This window comes from Acetobacter estunensis (assembly GCF_011516945.1).
GTDB classification, from domain to species: domain Bacteria; phylum Pseudomonadota; class Alphaproteobacteria; order Acetobacterales; family Acetobacteraceae; genus Acetobacter; species Acetobacter estunensis.
Genome location: NZ_WOTH01000011.1, coordinates 93,120 through 108,020, shown reverse-complemented (window position 1 = coordinate 108,020; position 14,901 = coordinate 93,120). Strand labels below are relative to the sequence as shown.

General features: G+C 61.2%; 16 protein-coding genes and 1 tRNA gene. 11 read left to right on the top strand and 6 right to left on the bottom strand.

Features of this window, described 5'->3' with window-relative positions:
- Window positions 1-70: 70 nt before the first annotated feature.
- Window positions 71-289 carry a hypothetical protein gene (locus tag GOB87_RS07645; protein ID WP_166314561.1) on the bottom strand — a complete coding sequence of 73 codons (219 nt, stop codon included), beginning with the start codon at window positions 287-289 and terminating at the stop codon, window positions 71-73.
- A gap of 298 nt (window positions 290-587) precedes the next feature.
- On the opposite strand from GOB87_RS07645, the gene GOB87_RS07640 reads away from it, so the two are divergent.
- On the top strand, window positions 588-1,676 hold the full coding sequence (locus GOB87_RS07640; RefSeq protein ID WP_166314558.1) for a DUF3500 domain-containing protein: 1,089 nt from the start codon (window positions 588-590) through the stop codon (window positions 1,674-1,676).
- Window positions 1,673-2,245, top strand: coding sequence for a hypothetical protein (locus tag GOB87_RS07635; RefSeq protein WP_242006230.1), 573 nt, complete (start codon window positions 1,673-1,675; stop codon window positions 2,243-2,245). The genes GOB87_RS07640 and GOB87_RS07635 overlap by 4 nt, the downstream gene beginning before the upstream one ends.
- Window positions 2,246-2,384: 139 nt before the next feature.
- Here the strand turns inward: GOB87_RS07635 and alkB are convergent, their stop codons facing one another.
- Window positions 2,385-3,056, bottom strand: a complete 672-nt coding sequence (gene alkB, locus GOB87_RS07630) for a DNA oxidative demethylase AlkB (protein ID WP_166314556.1) — start codon at window positions 3,054-3,056, stop codon at window positions 2,385-2,387.
- 216 nt (window positions 3,057-3,272) lie between these two features.
- On the opposite strand from alkB, the gene GOB87_RS07625 reads away from it, so the two are divergent.
- The 5 genes from GOB87_RS07625 to GOB87_RS07600 all read left to right on the top strand — a co-directional run bounded on the left by GOB87_RS07625 (window position 3,273) and on the right by GOB87_RS07600 (window position 8,624).
- Window positions 3,273-3,689, top strand: coding sequence for a hypothetical protein (locus GOB87_RS07625; RefSeq protein ID WP_166314553.1), 417 nt, complete (start codon window positions 3,273-3,275; stop codon window positions 3,687-3,689).
- 152 nt (window positions 3,690-3,841) lie between these two features.
- The gene (cysS, locus tag GOB87_RS07620; RefSeq protein WP_166314550.1) at window positions 3,842-5,203 is read left to right on the top strand and encodes a cysteine--tRNA ligase; all 1,362 of its coding nucleotides are present in this window, start codon (window positions 3,842-3,844) and stop codon (window positions 5,201-5,203) included.
- Complete coding sequence (locus GOB87_RS07615; RefSeq protein WP_194303263.1) at window positions 5,200-5,970, top strand: RNA methyltransferase; 771 nt, start codon at window positions 5,200-5,202, stop codon at window positions 5,968-5,970. The genes cysS and GOB87_RS07615 overlap by 4 nt, the downstream gene beginning before the upstream one ends.
- A gap of 259 nt (window positions 5,971-6,229) precedes the next feature.
- Window positions 6,230-7,855, top strand: a complete 1,626-nt coding sequence (locus GOB87_RS07605) for an NAD-dependent malic enzyme (RefSeq protein WP_166314544.1) — start codon at window positions 6,230-6,232, stop codon at window positions 7,853-7,855.
- A 106-nt stretch (window positions 7,856-7,961) separates the two neighbouring features.
- On the top strand, window positions 7,962-8,624 hold the full coding sequence (locus GOB87_RS07600; RefSeq protein ID WP_166314541.1) for a tyrosine-protein phosphatase: 663 nt from the start codon (window positions 7,962-7,964) through the stop codon (window positions 8,622-8,624).
- Between the two features lie 4 nt (window positions 8,625-8,628).
- Here GOB87_RS07600 and GOB87_RS07595 read toward each other — a convergent pair whose 3' ends face one another.
- Together GOB87_RS07595 and GOB87_RS07590 are read right to left on the bottom strand one after the other, a co-directional pair.
- The gene (locus GOB87_RS07595) at window positions 8,629-9,891 is read right to left on the bottom strand and encodes an AI-2E family transporter (protein ID WP_194303262.1); all 1,263 of its coding nucleotides are present in this window, start codon (window positions 9,889-9,891) and stop codon (window positions 8,629-8,631) included.
- Between the two features lie 174 nt (window positions 9,892-10,065).
- Window positions 10,066-10,665 carry an NUDIX domain-containing protein gene (locus GOB87_RS07590; protein ID WP_166314538.1) on the bottom strand — a complete coding sequence of 200 codons (600 nt, stop codon included), beginning with the start codon at window positions 10,663-10,665 and terminating at the stop codon, window positions 10,066-10,068.
- Window positions 10,666-10,784: 119 nt separating this feature from the next.
- Between GOB87_RS07590 and GOB87_RS07585 the strand changes: the two genes are divergently transcribed.
- The 3 genes from GOB87_RS07585 to GOB87_RS07575 all read left to right on the top strand — a co-directional run bounded on the left by GOB87_RS07585 (window position 10,785) and on the right by GOB87_RS07575 (window position 12,859).
- The gene (locus tag GOB87_RS07585) at window positions 10,785-11,978 is read left to right on the top strand and encodes an MFS transporter (protein WP_166314535.1); all 1,194 of its coding nucleotides are present in this window, start codon (window positions 10,785-10,787) and stop codon (window positions 11,976-11,978) included.
- A gap of 124 nt (window positions 11,979-12,102) precedes the next feature.
- Window positions 12,103-12,696 (top strand): LOG family protein, encoded by a 594-nt coding sequence (locus tag GOB87_RS07580; RefSeq protein WP_166314532.1) that lies wholly within the window; start codon window positions 12,103-12,105, stop codon window positions 12,694-12,696.
- 86 nt (window positions 12,697-12,782) lie between these two features.
- Window positions 12,783-12,859 (top strand) — tRNA-Pro (locus GOB87_RS07575).
- A 52-nt stretch (window positions 12,860-12,911) separates the two neighbouring features.
- Here GOB87_RS07575 and GOB87_RS16960 read toward each other — a convergent pair.
- The gene (locus GOB87_RS16960; RefSeq protein WP_277876601.1) at window positions 12,912-13,037 is read right to left on the bottom strand and encodes a hypothetical protein; all 126 of its coding nucleotides are present in this window, start codon (window positions 13,035-13,037) and stop codon (window positions 12,912-12,914) included.
- Window positions 13,038-13,061: 24 nt separating this feature from the next.
- On the opposite strand from GOB87_RS16960, the gene GOB87_RS07570 reads away from it, so the two are divergent.
- On the top strand, window positions 13,062-13,394 hold the full coding sequence (locus GOB87_RS07570) for a YgaP family membrane protein (RefSeq protein WP_198911707.1): 333 nt from the start codon (window positions 13,062-13,064) through the stop codon (window positions 13,392-13,394).
- Window positions 13,395-13,518: 124 nt separating this feature from the next.
- Here the strand turns inward: GOB87_RS07570 and GOB87_RS07565 are convergent, their stop codons facing one another.
- Window positions 13,519-14,823 carry a glycoside hydrolase family 68 protein gene (locus tag GOB87_RS07565; protein WP_194303261.1) on the bottom strand — a complete coding sequence of 435 codons (1,305 nt, stop codon included), beginning with the start codon at window positions 14,821-14,823 and terminating at the stop codon, window positions 13,519-13,521.
- Window positions 14,824-14,901: the final 78 nt, after the last annotated feature.

The following is a 14,901-nucleotide window of genomic DNA, read 5'->3' as shown; positions in this document are numbered from 1 at the left end:
ACTCTGTCTGCATCGGGTTTTCTTGATGATTATGGAAATTTCTTTTCTACAAAACAGACTTTTTCATAATCTAACCCGATGTACAACCCTTCTGTGAGATTTCCGCGTCGACCGTCGTAAACGTCGCATTCGGAATGGCATGATGCACGAGCTCGACACAATCGGTCGCGTGCGCTGCGGTTGGCCGGAGCATGGGAGTAGCGGTCGCGAGGAACGTGCCCGCAGCAAGCGCGCACAACAGCGCCTGCCGCTTGGAACGTGGAAAAGAAACAGGCTGAAGGCTCGGCATGACGGATTCCCGGTAAACTTGATGGTTCGGGGCGTCATGCGGGCTGCATGACGGATACGACAATGTGAACGCGGAAAAGGAAGGTGGGTAAACTCCTTGATCGCATGACACTGGTGCGGCAAGGTTTCGCCCTGCTGAGAATGGAAAGCGGATACCGGAAAATGACCAGCAGGACAGAATGTTTCTGAAACGAAAAGGGTTTTTAATCGCAAGCACTCTCCTATTGGGAGCGTTGCCTATCAGCGGCGAAAAAGCCATGGCGCAAATAGGGCCGACAGCGGCACTTTCGGGAAACAGCATGTCTATAAACCAAACCCGAATCATCACTGAATCGGCCAAGGCTTTTCTCGAAACATTCACCCCACAAGCCCGGCCAACGGTGCAATTTCCCTTTGCAGCCGCGAAACAGGGCACGCTGGCAAGATTCCGCCGAACCGGACCGGGGCAACCCGTGGTGCCGGTGACAGACGATCAGCCCCAGACGCCAGTGGCGCGGGGACCGGGCATGGGGCCGCCAGGCGGATTTATCGGTGAGCGGTATGGCAAAGCGGTCTGGTCGAACTTTCCGGTCAGCGATGTCCCACGCCCCGGCTTGCAAATGGGACAACTGACAGCGCCCCAACGAGACGCCGCGCTGCATCTGTTACAGACTCTTCTGAGCGCCAAAGGCTATCAGAAAGTGCTGGACATCATGGGCTCGGATCAGGCTCTGGCCGACAGCGGCACACCGTTTGCGTCGGGCAAAGCGGTTTACACGATTGGCATATTTGGTGAGCCGTCCGCCACAACCCCGTGGATGGTGCAGTTTGGCGGCCATCATCTCGGCCTCAATGTGGTGATCGACGGCGAACATGGCGTCATGACGCCGACCCTCACTGGAGCGCAGCCTGCGATCTATCGAACAGAGGGCCGGACGGTGCGCGTGCTGGCGGGAGAGAATGACAAGGCGTTCGCGCTGCTGGACTCGCTGAGTGCCCAACAACGTCAACAGGCTGTCCTGCCCTATCAGGTTGACGATCTGGTCTCCGGTCCCGGTCACGATGGTGAAGTGATCGTTCCTGAAGGAATCAAAGGCTCTTTTCTCACCATCACGCAGAAAAAACTGTTGATGGATGTCATTGAGGAATGGGCCGGCATCATCAACGACGCTTACGCCGCTCCACGCCTGAAAGAGATTGAGGCCGGACTGAACGAGACATGGTTCGCCTGGAGTGGGCCGCTGACACATATGCCCGGCCATAACGGCTCGTCCTATTACCGGATTCAGGGGCCGCATCTTCTGATCGAGTTTTCTCCGCAGGGTGTGGGCGGCGATGCCACAATGCATGTTCACACGGTCTATCGCGACCCGACAAACAGCTATGGCAGCCGATTCACTGTCCAATGAAAAAACGCATCTGGTGTGCGCTGGCCATCGTTGTCAGCACAGGGTTTCCGGGTGTTGGCATGGCGCACCGGCTGGATGAATATCTTCAGGCCACGACGATTATCTTGGAACACGACAGGGTGGTCTTTCATGTGCGGCTGACACCGGGCGTCGATGTGGCGGAGCAGGTCATCGGACAAATCGACCGCAACGGCGACATGGTTTTGTCGCCCGACGAACAGACGGCCTATGCGAAAAAGATCGCCCGAAACCTGTCCGTTTCACTGAACGGAAAAAGGACCACCCTTCGCTTCGACGGTGGCGCTTTCCCTGCAACGACTCTCCTGCGAGCGGGCACGGGTGTCGTGGAACTCCAGTTCAACCTGCCCATGCACATGACCGCCGGGCATTACCGTCTGACCTATACGAACGCCGCCACGGAACCGGATATTGTGCATCTGGTGAACTGTCTGGTTCCACAAGACCCGGCCGTTCACGTGACCGGACAGAAACGATCGCAAGATCAGTCTGTCTATCGGCTCGATTTTACCGTCATGGACGGCCGGCCTGCGCCACATCCCACGCAATAGCTCCATTTACCTGAGTGGCAGTCACGTCCCACTCAAGAATACCTGCGCGGTGACCGTCGGAGAAACGGTGCCGAAAGCGGCTCATGGAACTCCGGCCCGACACCGACAGACAACACGGCCAGGCGAAAAATCCGTTCTGTCACGCCAATTTCGTCACACGCCGAAACGTCAGATTCACCCGGCATGCCCCCGTCTCGGGATGTTCCGCCTGCGCCAGCGGCGCCACACCATGAAACCGTAGGCGAGAAGGGCCGCCCCACACCAGCACGTCCCCATGCTCCAGCCGCACCCTGCGCACCGGGTCTCCGCGAGTCATGCCACCCCACAGAAACGTCGCCGCCACTCCGAACGAGACCGAGACAATCGGCACGTCAAGAGCCTGCTCCTCGCGATCCTGATGCAACGACATGCGTGTGCCGGGACGATAAAGGTTCACAAGACCCGACTGAAGCGGCACATGCGCAAAACCGGCCTCATGTGTTGCCCGACGCACCAGATCGCGAAACAGGTCCGGCATGGAGGGCCAAGGCGCACCCGTGCGTGGATCTGTCCGGCTGTAGCGGTAACCATCAAGCGAAGACGTCCAGCCCCATTCGCCACACGCAGTCATGGCCACCGACATGCGCCGCCCGCCCGGTGTCATCAGATGCCGGAAAGGCGCAGCGCGGACAACCGCACGGGCCGCGTCAAGCAATGGGCCGCTTTCACGACGTGCCATACCGGGAAACAGGACGGCGCCTGTATCCAGAATGACAGGATCACGCTGCCGAAAAGACGACGCCCCCGGCAGGTCGAACAGATCGACGGTCATGGAAAGAACAGTCGCGGCATGGTTCTTTTTACATGGGGAGATCCGCTTCCTGACACCAGCCTTTGCTCTCCTTTTCACAAAATCGCGTCCTCCATGTTGCCGTCAGCCATCACTCCATGCGAAATGGTTTCTCCACAGGAAGCAGGCGGTCTTGTGCTCCGTGGGCGCGTTCCCATCTTCCGCCTGTGACAAGGTTTGCAGAGGGTTGGGTCGATCATGTCCATTTTTCGCTTCAGGCTCGGCCTTCCGGTTGCCATTCTTGCGATGGCCGCCGTCAGCGGACCGCTGGCGCATCATGCGATGGCCGCGCCCGGCTCTGACCCGTTCGCGGGCGTGGAAATGACATCCGGCGATCCCACGAAGGAAGATCCGTCCTCCGCAGCTGCGGTCCAGTCCCGCCAGCATGAACACGTGCGCGTCCGCGGTCGTCGCAAATTGCCGCCGGGCTATCAGGATGCGCCGTCCATGGAACTCTCCCACGGGCCCGATCCTGACCATGCGCAGCATGTCACTCGCGACGCCGTCACAGGCGCGGACCTGTCGAAGTTCGGCTCGGCCTATCAGGACTCCGGCCCGACCGGCACAGGCTCGCTGGGCGATTCCACGGGCAACGGCTGGGTCGCGCCGCGCTGACCACTTGACGACGACAGAGCTGCAAGAGGGGGAAACATTTGCGTTTCCCCCTCTTCCGGGGCATCTCCCGGTCTCCATCAGGACCATATGGTCAGAACTCTCCCCTGCCCGGGGCGTGCCCCACGTTCGAGATAACAGAGACACCGCCGCTCATGACCCAGCTTACGCTCCACGACAGCCAGCGGAGGGCGAATGTGCCTTTCCAGCCGCTCGATCCGGAGCATGTGCGCGTCTATTACTGCGGTCCCACCGTCTATGACCTGCCGCATCTGGGCAATCTGCGGGCCATGCTCACGGCGGATATCCTCACCCGTCTGCTGCGCCGCCTCTATCCGCGTGTGACCTTCGTGCGCAACATCACGGACGTGGATGACAAGATCACCGCGCGCGCGGCGGCCAACAACGAGACCATCGCGCAACTGACCGAGCGCACCACGGCCGAGTTCCACGCCGATCTGGCTGCGATGAACATGCTGCCGCCCGACATTGAGCCGCGCGCGACGCACAACATCGAAGAGATGGTGGCCATGATCGCCCATCTCATCGAACTCGGTCATGCGTATGAGGCCGAGGGCCATGTGCTCTTCGCCGTCGCCTCCTTCCCCTCCTATGGCGCGCTTTCGGGCCGCGACACGGACGAACTAGTGGCGGGCGCGCGAGTGGAGGTCGCTCCCTACAAGCGCGATCCCGGCGATTTCGTGCTGTGGAAGCCCTCCCGTCCGACGCAACCGGGCTGGAACTCACCGTGGGGACGCGGCCGCCCCGGCTGGCACATCGAATGTTCCGCCATGTCGCACCGCTATCTGGGCGAGAACTTCGACATTCATGGCGGCGGCAGCGATCTGCTCTTTCCCCACCACGAAAACGAACGCGCCCAGAGCCTGTGCTGCTTTCCCGGCAGCACATTCGCCAATTACTGGGTCCACAACGCCATGCTGCTGGTGGATGGGGAGAAGATGTCCAAGTCTTTGGGCAACTTCCTGACCATCCGTGACGTGCTGGCCCGAGGCCCGGTCGAAGCCCTGCGCCTGCTGCTGATGGGCGCGCAATATCACTCGGTGCTGAACTTCACATGGGACGGGCTGGATGAGGCACGGCGCACGCTGGACCGGTTCTACAGGGCGCTTGAGATGGCGGGGCCGCTCGATGTCGAGGACCGCCCCCTTCCCGCCGCGTTCCTCGCCGCCCTGTGCGACGATCTCAACACTCCGCTTGCCATTGCCGAACTCCATGCCATGGCGACGGCAGCACTGGCAGGTAACAAGGATGCCGCCGTCGATCTGCTGGCCTCGGGCCGCACGATTGGCCTGTTGATGCAGGAGCCAGAGGCGTGGTTCCGCGGAGAGGCTGGCGACGGACCGTCCGAAGCCGAGATCGACGCCCTGATCGCGGAGCGTCTGGCGGCCCGCACGGCAAAGGATTTCGCCCGTGCCGACGCTATCCGCAAGGAACTGTCCGACAAGGGCGTGATGCTGGAAGACGGGTCATCCGGCACGACATGGAGGCGCGCATGACCGGGCGCGACGGCGGGGCCGACCTGCACCCAATCGGCAACAGCCCGGTCGTGATCCTTGTCCGGCCACAGATGGCCGAAAACATCGGCACAACGGCCCGCGCCATGGCCAATGGCGGCCTGTTCCACATGCGTCTTGTCGCCCCCCGTGATGGTTGGCCGCAAAGCCGCGCGTGGCGCTCCGCTTCCGGGGCAGACCGCATTCTGGAAGAAGCGACCGTGTTCGAAACGGTGGACGACGCCGTAGCGGATCTCCACCATGTTTACGCCACCTGTCCGCGCCCTCGCCACATCGTCAAACCGGTTCTGACGGCCCGTGGTGGCGCTGTGGAACTGCGCGAGGCGACTTCACGCGGCCTGAAGGTCGGTCTGCTGTTCGGCCCCGAACGCGCCGGTCTGGACAACGAGGACATGGCACGCGCCGATGCCCTGATCCGCTATCCGCTCAATCCGGCGTTCATGTCCCTCAACCTCGCTCAGGCCGTGATGATCATGGCCTATGAATGGTGGATGACCGAGGACGACACGCCGCCACGCGAACTGATGACCAACGAGACGCATGTGGCCACCAAGGGTGAACTGGACAATTTCATGCGCCATCTTCTGCGGGAACTGGACGACTGTGGCTTCCTGCGCAACGAACAGAAGCGTCCGGGCATGGTGCGCAACATCCGGCATTTTTTCACCCGTGGCGAAGTGACGGAGCAGGAACTGCGCACTCTGCACGGTGTTGTCACGGAACTGGTCAACGCCCGGCGCAATCGCTGAAACGTCATCTGAGGTTACGTGGAGCGGGACGCTCCCCTGCACCCAAAACCCCTTTACTCTGTCAGGGCATATGTGGTGTCAAAAGCGTTTCTTCACGAGGACGTGATCCTGTGATGGCCGTCCTGCCATGGCGCAGGCGAACAGACAGAGCCACTGCACTCCTTTCCGCTCACCTTTCCCTCTTGGACAAGGCCCGGAATTTCAGCACAGTGCACAACGGCGGTCTGACACAACCAGCAGGAACAAGGGATGCGGACAGATGACATCATCAAAAACATCATTGCGAGGCATGGCTCTCCTCAATGATGGCGAATCCAACCATGGCACCGGTTTCACACAGGACCAGCGCCGTGAGCTTGGACTGGAAGGGCTTCTTCCTCCGCAGGTCGAGACACTGGACCGTCAGGTCGAGCGCTCCCTGCGCCATGTGGAGGTCAAGCCCGATGACCTCGAACGCTATATCTATCTGAACTCCCTCGTCGATCAGAACGAGACGTTATTCTACAAGGTGCTGCGTTCCGATCCGGCCCGGTTCGTGCCGATCATCTACGCCCCCACGCTGGCGCGCGCGTGCAAGCTGTTCAGCCATATCTATCGCCGTCCGCGCGGCATGTACATCACGCTGGAAATGCGCGGTCGCATCAAGGAAGTGCTGCGCAACTGGCCCGTGGCCGACGTGCGCACGATCTGCGTCACCACCGGCGGACGCATCCTCGGCCTTGGCGACATCGGCGTGAACGGCATGGGTATCCCCATCGGCAAGCTGCAACTCTATACGGTCTGCGGCTCCGTGCCACCGCGTTCCCTGCTGCCGATCCAGCTTGACATCGGCACCACCAACGCCGCGCTCCGCGCCGACCCGCTCTATCTCGGCCTGCGCCGTGAACCGCCTCCGCTGGCCGAACTCGACGAATTCGTCGAAGAGTTCGTGGACGCCGTGCAAGATGTCTTCCCCGGCTGCTGCCTCCACTTCGAGGACTGGAAAGGCACGGACGCGCTGCGCTACCTCGCGAAATACCGTGACCGCGTGCTCAGCTACAACGACGACATTCAGGGCACGGGCGCCGTCACGCTGGCGGGGCTGTTCACAGCCATGAAGATCAAGGAGGAGAAACTCTCCGACCAGCGTTACCTTTTCCTCGGCGCGGGATCTTCGGGTCTCGGCACGGCGGATATTCTCGTCTCCGCCATGAAGCTGGAGGGGCTGAGCGAGGAAGAAGCCTGCGAGCGCATCACGCTGATGGATGTGGACGGCCTGCTGGAATCCTCACGCACCGATCTTCTGCCAGAACACAAGCGTTTCGCGCATCCGGCCAAGCCGACCAAGGATCTGCTGGCCACTATCCAGCGCGTGCGGCCAACCGTGCTTCTGGGTGTGTCCACCTGCGGTGGCGCGTTCAATGAAACCATCATCCGCGAGATGGCCAAACTCAACGAGAAGCCCATCATCTTCTCGCTGTCGCTGCCGCAGACCAACGCGGAATGCACAGCCGAGCAGGCCTATCAGTGGTCGGACGGACGCGCGCTGTTTGCGGGCGGAATCCAGTTCCCCAATGTGGAGATGGATGGACGCACCTTCTATCCGGGGCAGGCCAACAATTTCTACATTTTCCCCGGTCTGGCACTCGCGGTGTATGCCACGCGCCCGAAGCTGATCACGGACGAACTGATTATCGAGACAGCCCGCGCGCTGGCCGATCAGGTCAATGTCGTGACCCGTGAGCGTGGCCGTCTGTTCCCGCCGCAAAGCGAGATCATCGACGTGTCCATGACATCGGCCATCCGTCTGGCAGACTTCATCTTCGAGAAAGGCATGGCGCAGGTGGAGCGTCCCGCCGACATCCGCGCATGGATCGAGGGCCTCGCCTACGATCCGAAATACTGAAATCTGCGGGCCGGACACTTTCCGGCCCATGATCCGACCCAAGGGCCGACATTGGACAAAACCGCGCCTCCTCCTGTAATCCCTCGCCCGGATACAGGAGTGGCGCGTGTTTGAAGGAAGTCTCACGACCCGGCGCGGTCGAAGCCGGGCGTGGATGGACAGCCTGTTCGTGGATCACGCGGTGTTTCGCCTCGTGTGGACCAACTTCCACACCGTGATCCCCGGCAAGGTCTATCGCTGCAATCATCCCACTCCGGCTCGGCTGGCCGCCGCCACCCGCAAGCTGCATCTGCGCACGCTGGTCAATCTGCGCGGGCATCGCCGCTGCGGCTCCGATGCTCTCTCGCGCAACGCTGCCGCCGGACTGGGGCTGGCCCATGTGGACATGGCGTTCGAAAGCCGGGGCGCACCGCATCGCGACCGTATCCTGCGCTTTGCCTCGCTCTATCGCGCCCTCGCCTTCCCCATGCTGATGCACTGCAAGTCCGGCGCGGATCGGGCGGGACTGGCAGCTGGACTGGTGGTGCTGTTTGAAGGCGGCACGGCGGATGACGCATTACGGCAGCTTTCATGGCGCTTCGGCCATTTCAACCGCTCGCGCACCGGCATTCTCGATGCATTTTTCCTCCACTACAAAGCGGAAGCGGAAGGGCGCGTGCCGTTTCTTGAGTGGGTAGAGCATGAATACGACGAAGTCGCGCTCAAGAGGGACTTTGTGGCAGGCAAGCTGGCATCGTTCATGACGGATCAGGTTCTGCGACGGGAGTAACGCTTCACACTCCGGAAGCATGTTCCTCATGGTCATGATGCGTCTGCCCCGGACCGCCGATCATGTGGCCGATGGGCGTCAGGCAGTCCACATGGTCACAGATGATCTTGAACACCGCCAGCATCGGCACCGACAGAAACGCGCCGGTGATCCCCCACATCCAGTCCCAGAACAACAGTGACGCCATCACTAGAACCGGATTGAGCGTGAAACGCCGTGCCAGAAGCATGGGCGTGATCGTCTCGCCTTCGAGCACATGGATGCACAGATAGATGGCCGGCGCGATGAACGCATGCAGCATCACGGGAAAGGTGAAGAGACCCACACAGAAATAGATCACCATGCCGGTAAACGGCCCGATGATGGGAATGTAGTTCAGAGCGAAGGCCACCACGCCCCACAGCAGCGGATTGGGCATGCCCACCAGCCAGCACTGCACCATGTTCGCAAGTCCCACGAACACGTTCATCATCGTGATGGTGGCAAGATAGATCGAGATATTCCGCTCGATATGAGAGGCGATCTGCACCGTGCGCCGCTTGTCGTTGAAGGTCGGCATGATCTCCACGAAACGACGCAGCAGGCTGTCCCCTTGTGCCAGCAGGAAGAACAGCAGAATGAAGAAAGTGAAAAGCTGCCCCATGAAGGCCTGCGTGCTTTCCAGCAGCGTGGAGCCAAGTGGCATGAAGCCCCCCATGGAGGGCGCAGCGGCGGCCTGCGCGGCATGCGCTCCGCCGCCTTCACTTAGAAGAAGTTGCACCCGCTGGCTCGTGGCCTGCAACAGATGCAGGGGCGTGCGCAGCACCACCAGCCGTGACTGAGCGACGGTGATTTCCTCGGGCAGATGCGACAGCCACGCTACGGCAGGCCCGGACACGGCCATGCCCACCATGGCCAGACAGCCGAACATACCGCTGATCAGCAGCAGCGCCACAAGCGGCTTGGGCAGGCGCGTCCAATGCGTGATCAACCGCATGGGCGTGACTAGCATCAGGTTGGTCACCACCGCCATCACCATGGGCAGGACGATGGAAGCGGCCAGATTGAGCGTGTAGAGCACCGCGAGCACGGTCAGGATGAGCAGACAGACCTGATTGACCCCGAGCCGCACCCGCCGCACGGCTTCGTGCATACGGGCCTGCTGCAGACGATCAGCCTCCGCGTCATCGATCTGCTCGGTGGCAAGAACGGAAGGAGGGAGCGACGATCGGGCGGGCGCGTTGCCTGCCGGAGTGCGCGGCTCCGAACCGCTGGTGTCGCCTCGCATGACCACCTGAACCGCTCCCCTGCCGACCTTGCGGTCAGTCGCAGTCCGTCACGGGGAAACCCCTTCCCCGCATCCGGAACGCCACACAAGGCAAGCAATGACGCGTCTGTCAATTTCACATCGGACAAGCCGCGCCCTGCGCTCACGTCAGCCATTCGGACACGACGTCGCGTGTCAGATCAGTCCACGCTCACGGATCATGGCAAACGCCGCCAGCGTGACCATGCAGGTGATCTCGTTCTCACGCACCATCCGCTCGAACTCCGCAAGCGGCAGCGTGTGGCAGGTGATGTCCTGCTCCGTCTCTTCCAGCGCCCGCGCACCCTGTGTCAGTCCCGTCGCCAGATAGACGTGACCGAGCTGTGTGGTGTAGCCCGCGCCCTGATAGGTCACGCCGATATGCTGCATTGTGGCCGCTGTCAGCCCGGTTTCCTCGCGCAACTCACCCGCAGCCACAATGTCCGGATCGGTGCCGGGACGGCTTTCCCACATGCCCATGGGAAACTCCCACATGCGGCGCTGCACGGGGTAACGAAACTGCTGGATGAGGGTGACGGTGGGCGCGTCCTTCGTGCCTCCAACCGGCATAATCACCACGAAATCACCCCGTTCCACCACACCGTAGAGACCATCCTTGCCGTTGGGCCTGCGGATGATGTCCTCACGCAGACGTGTCCACGGGTTTTCATACGCCACACGGCTGGAAAGCGTGACATAGCCGCCATCGTCGGGCGTGCCGGTCTGGGAAAGGGAATCGGAAGAATCGGTCGTCATGATGGGGCGTCCTCAGATCATGATGGGCCTGCGGGAAACGTGCGGGCCTTCGTGTGTTACACAAGGTAGTCTCCCCGGCTTCTTCGAGAAACCGTCCCGCCAATCACTCTGGAAACCGCATGTCCCGGCCCAGCTCCCGTTCTGCCGCCCCGCTCCTTCTCACACTCGCTCCCCTCCTCTTTACTCTCGCCTGCTACACCGAGATCGGCCTGCAGATGTCGGTCGTCCCGCTCTTTGTCCATCATGTGCTGGGCTGGGGCACGGTGCTCGCGGGCTTTGCCGTCTCAGCGCAGTATCTCGCCACTCTGGCGACACGGACATGGGCGGGTGAACGACTGGACACGACGGGGGCGCGGTCGGTTGTCATCACAGGCCTGATCGCAGGCGCCGCGTCCGGGCTGCTCCTGATCACCTCCGACCTCTGCTCCCACAGGGCGGATCTTTCGCTGACCCTGCTGCTGGCGGGACGCGCGCTGCTGGGGTTCAGCGAAAGCTGGGTGGCCGTGGGCGTCATCATGTGGAACCTGTACCGCGCCGGACCGGAAAACGCCGCCACGGTGATCTCGTGGAATGGCGTGTGTTCCTATGGCGGCATCGCGCTCGGCGCTCCCATTGCCTCTCTCATTTTCGGCTCACACAGCCCCTTGGGTGGCTTGACCGGCGTGGGCGTGCTCTGCGCCGTGATGATGGGGGCATGCGTGCTTCCGGGCCTGCGTATGCAGACGACGCATCCTCAGAACACCGACAAGCAGAAACTCTCTCTTGGCGCGGTGATCCGTGGCGTCCTGCCGCATGGCTGCGCGCTGGGCGCGGCGTCCATCGGGTTTGGTGCGATCGTGTCGTGTCTGACACTCTATTTCGATGCGCAGCACTGGAAAGGTGCTGCCTTCTCGCTGACGCTGTTCGGCACCTTCTTCGTCCTCACCCGCTTCGTATTCTCACGCATGATCAACCGCGTGGGCGGCGAAAAGGTGGCCATCGTTTCAATGGCCGTGGAGGCGCTGGGGCTGTTCGTTCTCGCCTTCGGGCACACGCCTTTACTCGCGCATATAGGCGCGTCCCTCACCGGAGTCGGGTTCTCGCTGATCTTTCCAGCTCTGGGCGTGCTGGCCATCGAGCGGCTCGGACCGGAGAATCGGGGGGTGGCGCTGGGTGGATTCTCCGTGTTCCTCGACCTTGCCATCGGTGTTTCGGGACCGGGGCTTGGCCTCATCATCCCGCTATGGGGCTTCTCCGCGCTGTTCTCGATTGCTGCGGTTTTCTCCCTCATTGGGCTTGGGCTGACAGTCGCCCTGCCGCGCGGGCGACGTTAGTGCCCGCGCACGGGTTGGCGCACGCTGTGAGCAAGGTATCATGATCTTCCCTTCCTGCAGGGAGGGCATACGTCCGCACGCCCGCGGAGAGCGCATGAACATGTTTTGAAGGAGCCCTCGCCCCATGCCTGCCCGCATCAGCGCCGTCGCCGTCTTCTGCGGCTCCCGTTTTGGCAATCTGCCCGACTATCGTGCTGCGGCGGAAGCCATGGGAGCAAGTCTGGCCCGGGCGGGTATCCATCTGGTCTACGGGGGGGGTGATGTGGGCCTGATGGGCACTGTGGCCGATGCCGCCATTGCCGCTGGCGGCAAGGTGACGGGCATTATTCCCGAGTTCCTCAAGGCGCGGGAAATCATGCACAATGGCGTGACGGACCTGATCGTCACGGAGACCATGCACACCCGCAAACAGAAGATGTTTGCGCTGGCCGAAGCCTTTGTCGTGTTGCCCGGTGGATTCGGCACGTTTGACGAATTGATGGAAATCCTGACCTGGAAGCAGCTTTGCCTGCACACAAGCCCCATCCTGATCGTCGATGTCGCCGGTTGGGCAAAGGCTCTGGTGAATATGCTCGACACAGCCGTGGAGCAGGGTTTCGCCTCTTCGAATGCGCGCGCTCTTTTGGAAGTGGTGCCCGATGTGGAGAGCGCCATGAAACGCCTGTGCGCAACATCTTCCACGGAGGCCACCAGCGGCCGACAGGAAGAACGGGTCTGACACGCAAAAATACTGCGTGAAGGCTGTGGGCCGCATTTCTCCTCTTGCGGCCCACGACGAGGAGCGGTATTACGCGCCCACCCAATCGGAGTGTAGCTCAGCCTGGTAGAGCACTGTGTTCGGGACGCAGGGGCCGGAGGTTCGAATCCTCTCACTCCGACCAGGGTTTTCAGTCACGTCCCGAAGTGACATGAGCCTCAATGTTCAGTGTGAACTCAAGGCTTCTCTTTTTTCCAATAAAAACGTGATGAATGCGTCAGGGTCTCTTGCCTGTCGTTAGCTCCTGAGCGCATCTCTTCAAGCAGGCTCGCAGCAATGACCATCGCAAATGCATAGGTCACAGGCGAGCGCTTTCAGGAGCCGCGATGAATCCTCCTCCACGTAAAATCCTGCCCGTTGCTGAAAACGCCTCTCACATGGAATGGGAGCGCTACAAGCATCGCCTGTTCGCCCATCTTCCCCGTTGGTCCGCACGACCACTGCTCTGGCTCATGGCGGAAGAACACCGGCTTGTCCGTCTCGTCACCGGCATTCTGATGCTGCTGGGAGGGCTCTTTTCCTTTCTTCCCATTCTGGGGCTGTGGATGGCACCCGTTGGTATTGTGCTTCTTGCTGAAGACATCCCGTTCTTCCGCGCAATCGGTCTCAAGGGCATGCGCTGGCTGGAGCGCCGGAAGCCCGATCTTTTTCGCGAATAAATGTCGCCTGTAAACAAATGGAAAGGCCCGGTTCCGCCACGCCGCATGATCTGCGACGACGCCTCGCCGGGCCTCCTTTTGATGTCTCTCAGACAGGCTGTCTGTCTATGAAACGATCAGTCGATCAGTTGGCTGGACGCTTGTCCCAGGCCGCGCCGACCGGCCACGCCGCCTGCGCATATACCTGACCGTAGCCATGAACTTCCGTGAGGAAGGTACGGTCGCCGTCCAGTTCGATCTTTACCGTCGGCGCCAACGTGGCACCAATGCGGAACGTGGCAGGGTTGTTCGGATCTTCCCCCACACCCGGTAGGGTGTCGATGAAGGCCTGCACATATCCGGCAGGGTCCACGAAGTGGGAATAGGTCTGGTAGGGCGCGGCCGAAGGATTGCCCAGCACGAGACCGGAGGCATTCAGCGGCTTGTATGGGCCGAACAGTCCCTTTTCCGAGACGAAGCCATAAACACCATCCGGACCGCCCAGACCGCCGCTGTACGTGCTGTGATGGCTGATCGTGAACAGATAGGTCAGACCGTCCTTGAACACGATATGCGGGCGTTCCATCTGGTCGTTCACGCCCAGCGCGCTCACCAGCGGATCGAGCTGTGTCCAGTTCGTGCTTGAGAAATCGCCCTTTTTGTAAGCGCCATCCGCCAGCACCGCGATGCCAATGGAAGCCGCGCCATACTGCGCCCCAGACCCAACCTCGAAGCCCGGCGGAAGTGCGCCCTGCTCGTCGGAACCGATGACGAAATCACCGCGCATACCAGCGACGTTGCTCTCATAGAGGCAGTACAGGCGACCATCAGCGGGATTGATGAAAGGATGCGGATCGCGGAAATCGAAATATTCGTCCTGCTGCGAATTGGCGTTGTGAATGCCATCCGCCGAGAACATCTCAGTCGTGGTCTCGAATCCACCGAACCAGACGCCGTTCTCATCGGCAAAAATCTGACCGGAGGAAACGGACGGCACCGACTGGTTGATGGGCGAGTCCGCCTCGGACGTGTAGAACATGTCCACGACGTTGCCCGTGCCCTCGCGCATCACCAGACCACCGGACCATTCATGCGGACGCAGATCGGCCGACGTGTTCAGCAGGCGACCGCCCCACTGCCAGTCGGCCCCATTGCCGGTGCGTGAATACCAGTAACCGATATAGGCGCGGTTATTGCGGGAATGCCATTCATCGTAGATGTCAGCGTTGGTCAGGTCGATCTTGTCCACCGCCAGCGACCAGATGACATGCCATCCCTTAAAAGTGACGGTCTGGCCATGAATGTTGCGAAGAGCGCCGGTGTCCCAGATCATCACGGACTCATCCATGGTCGGGAAATCCTGCGCGATGACCGGCATGGTCGTCGTCGGATCGTCAGCATGGACCTTCAGCGCATCGGCGATCGTCCATCGCGACGTATAGGAACTCAATATATTTCTCCGGAACAAGGAAAGTGAGCGTCAAGGCCTCGACGCCGCGGACAATGCCTGTCCTCACTCCGGAAATAA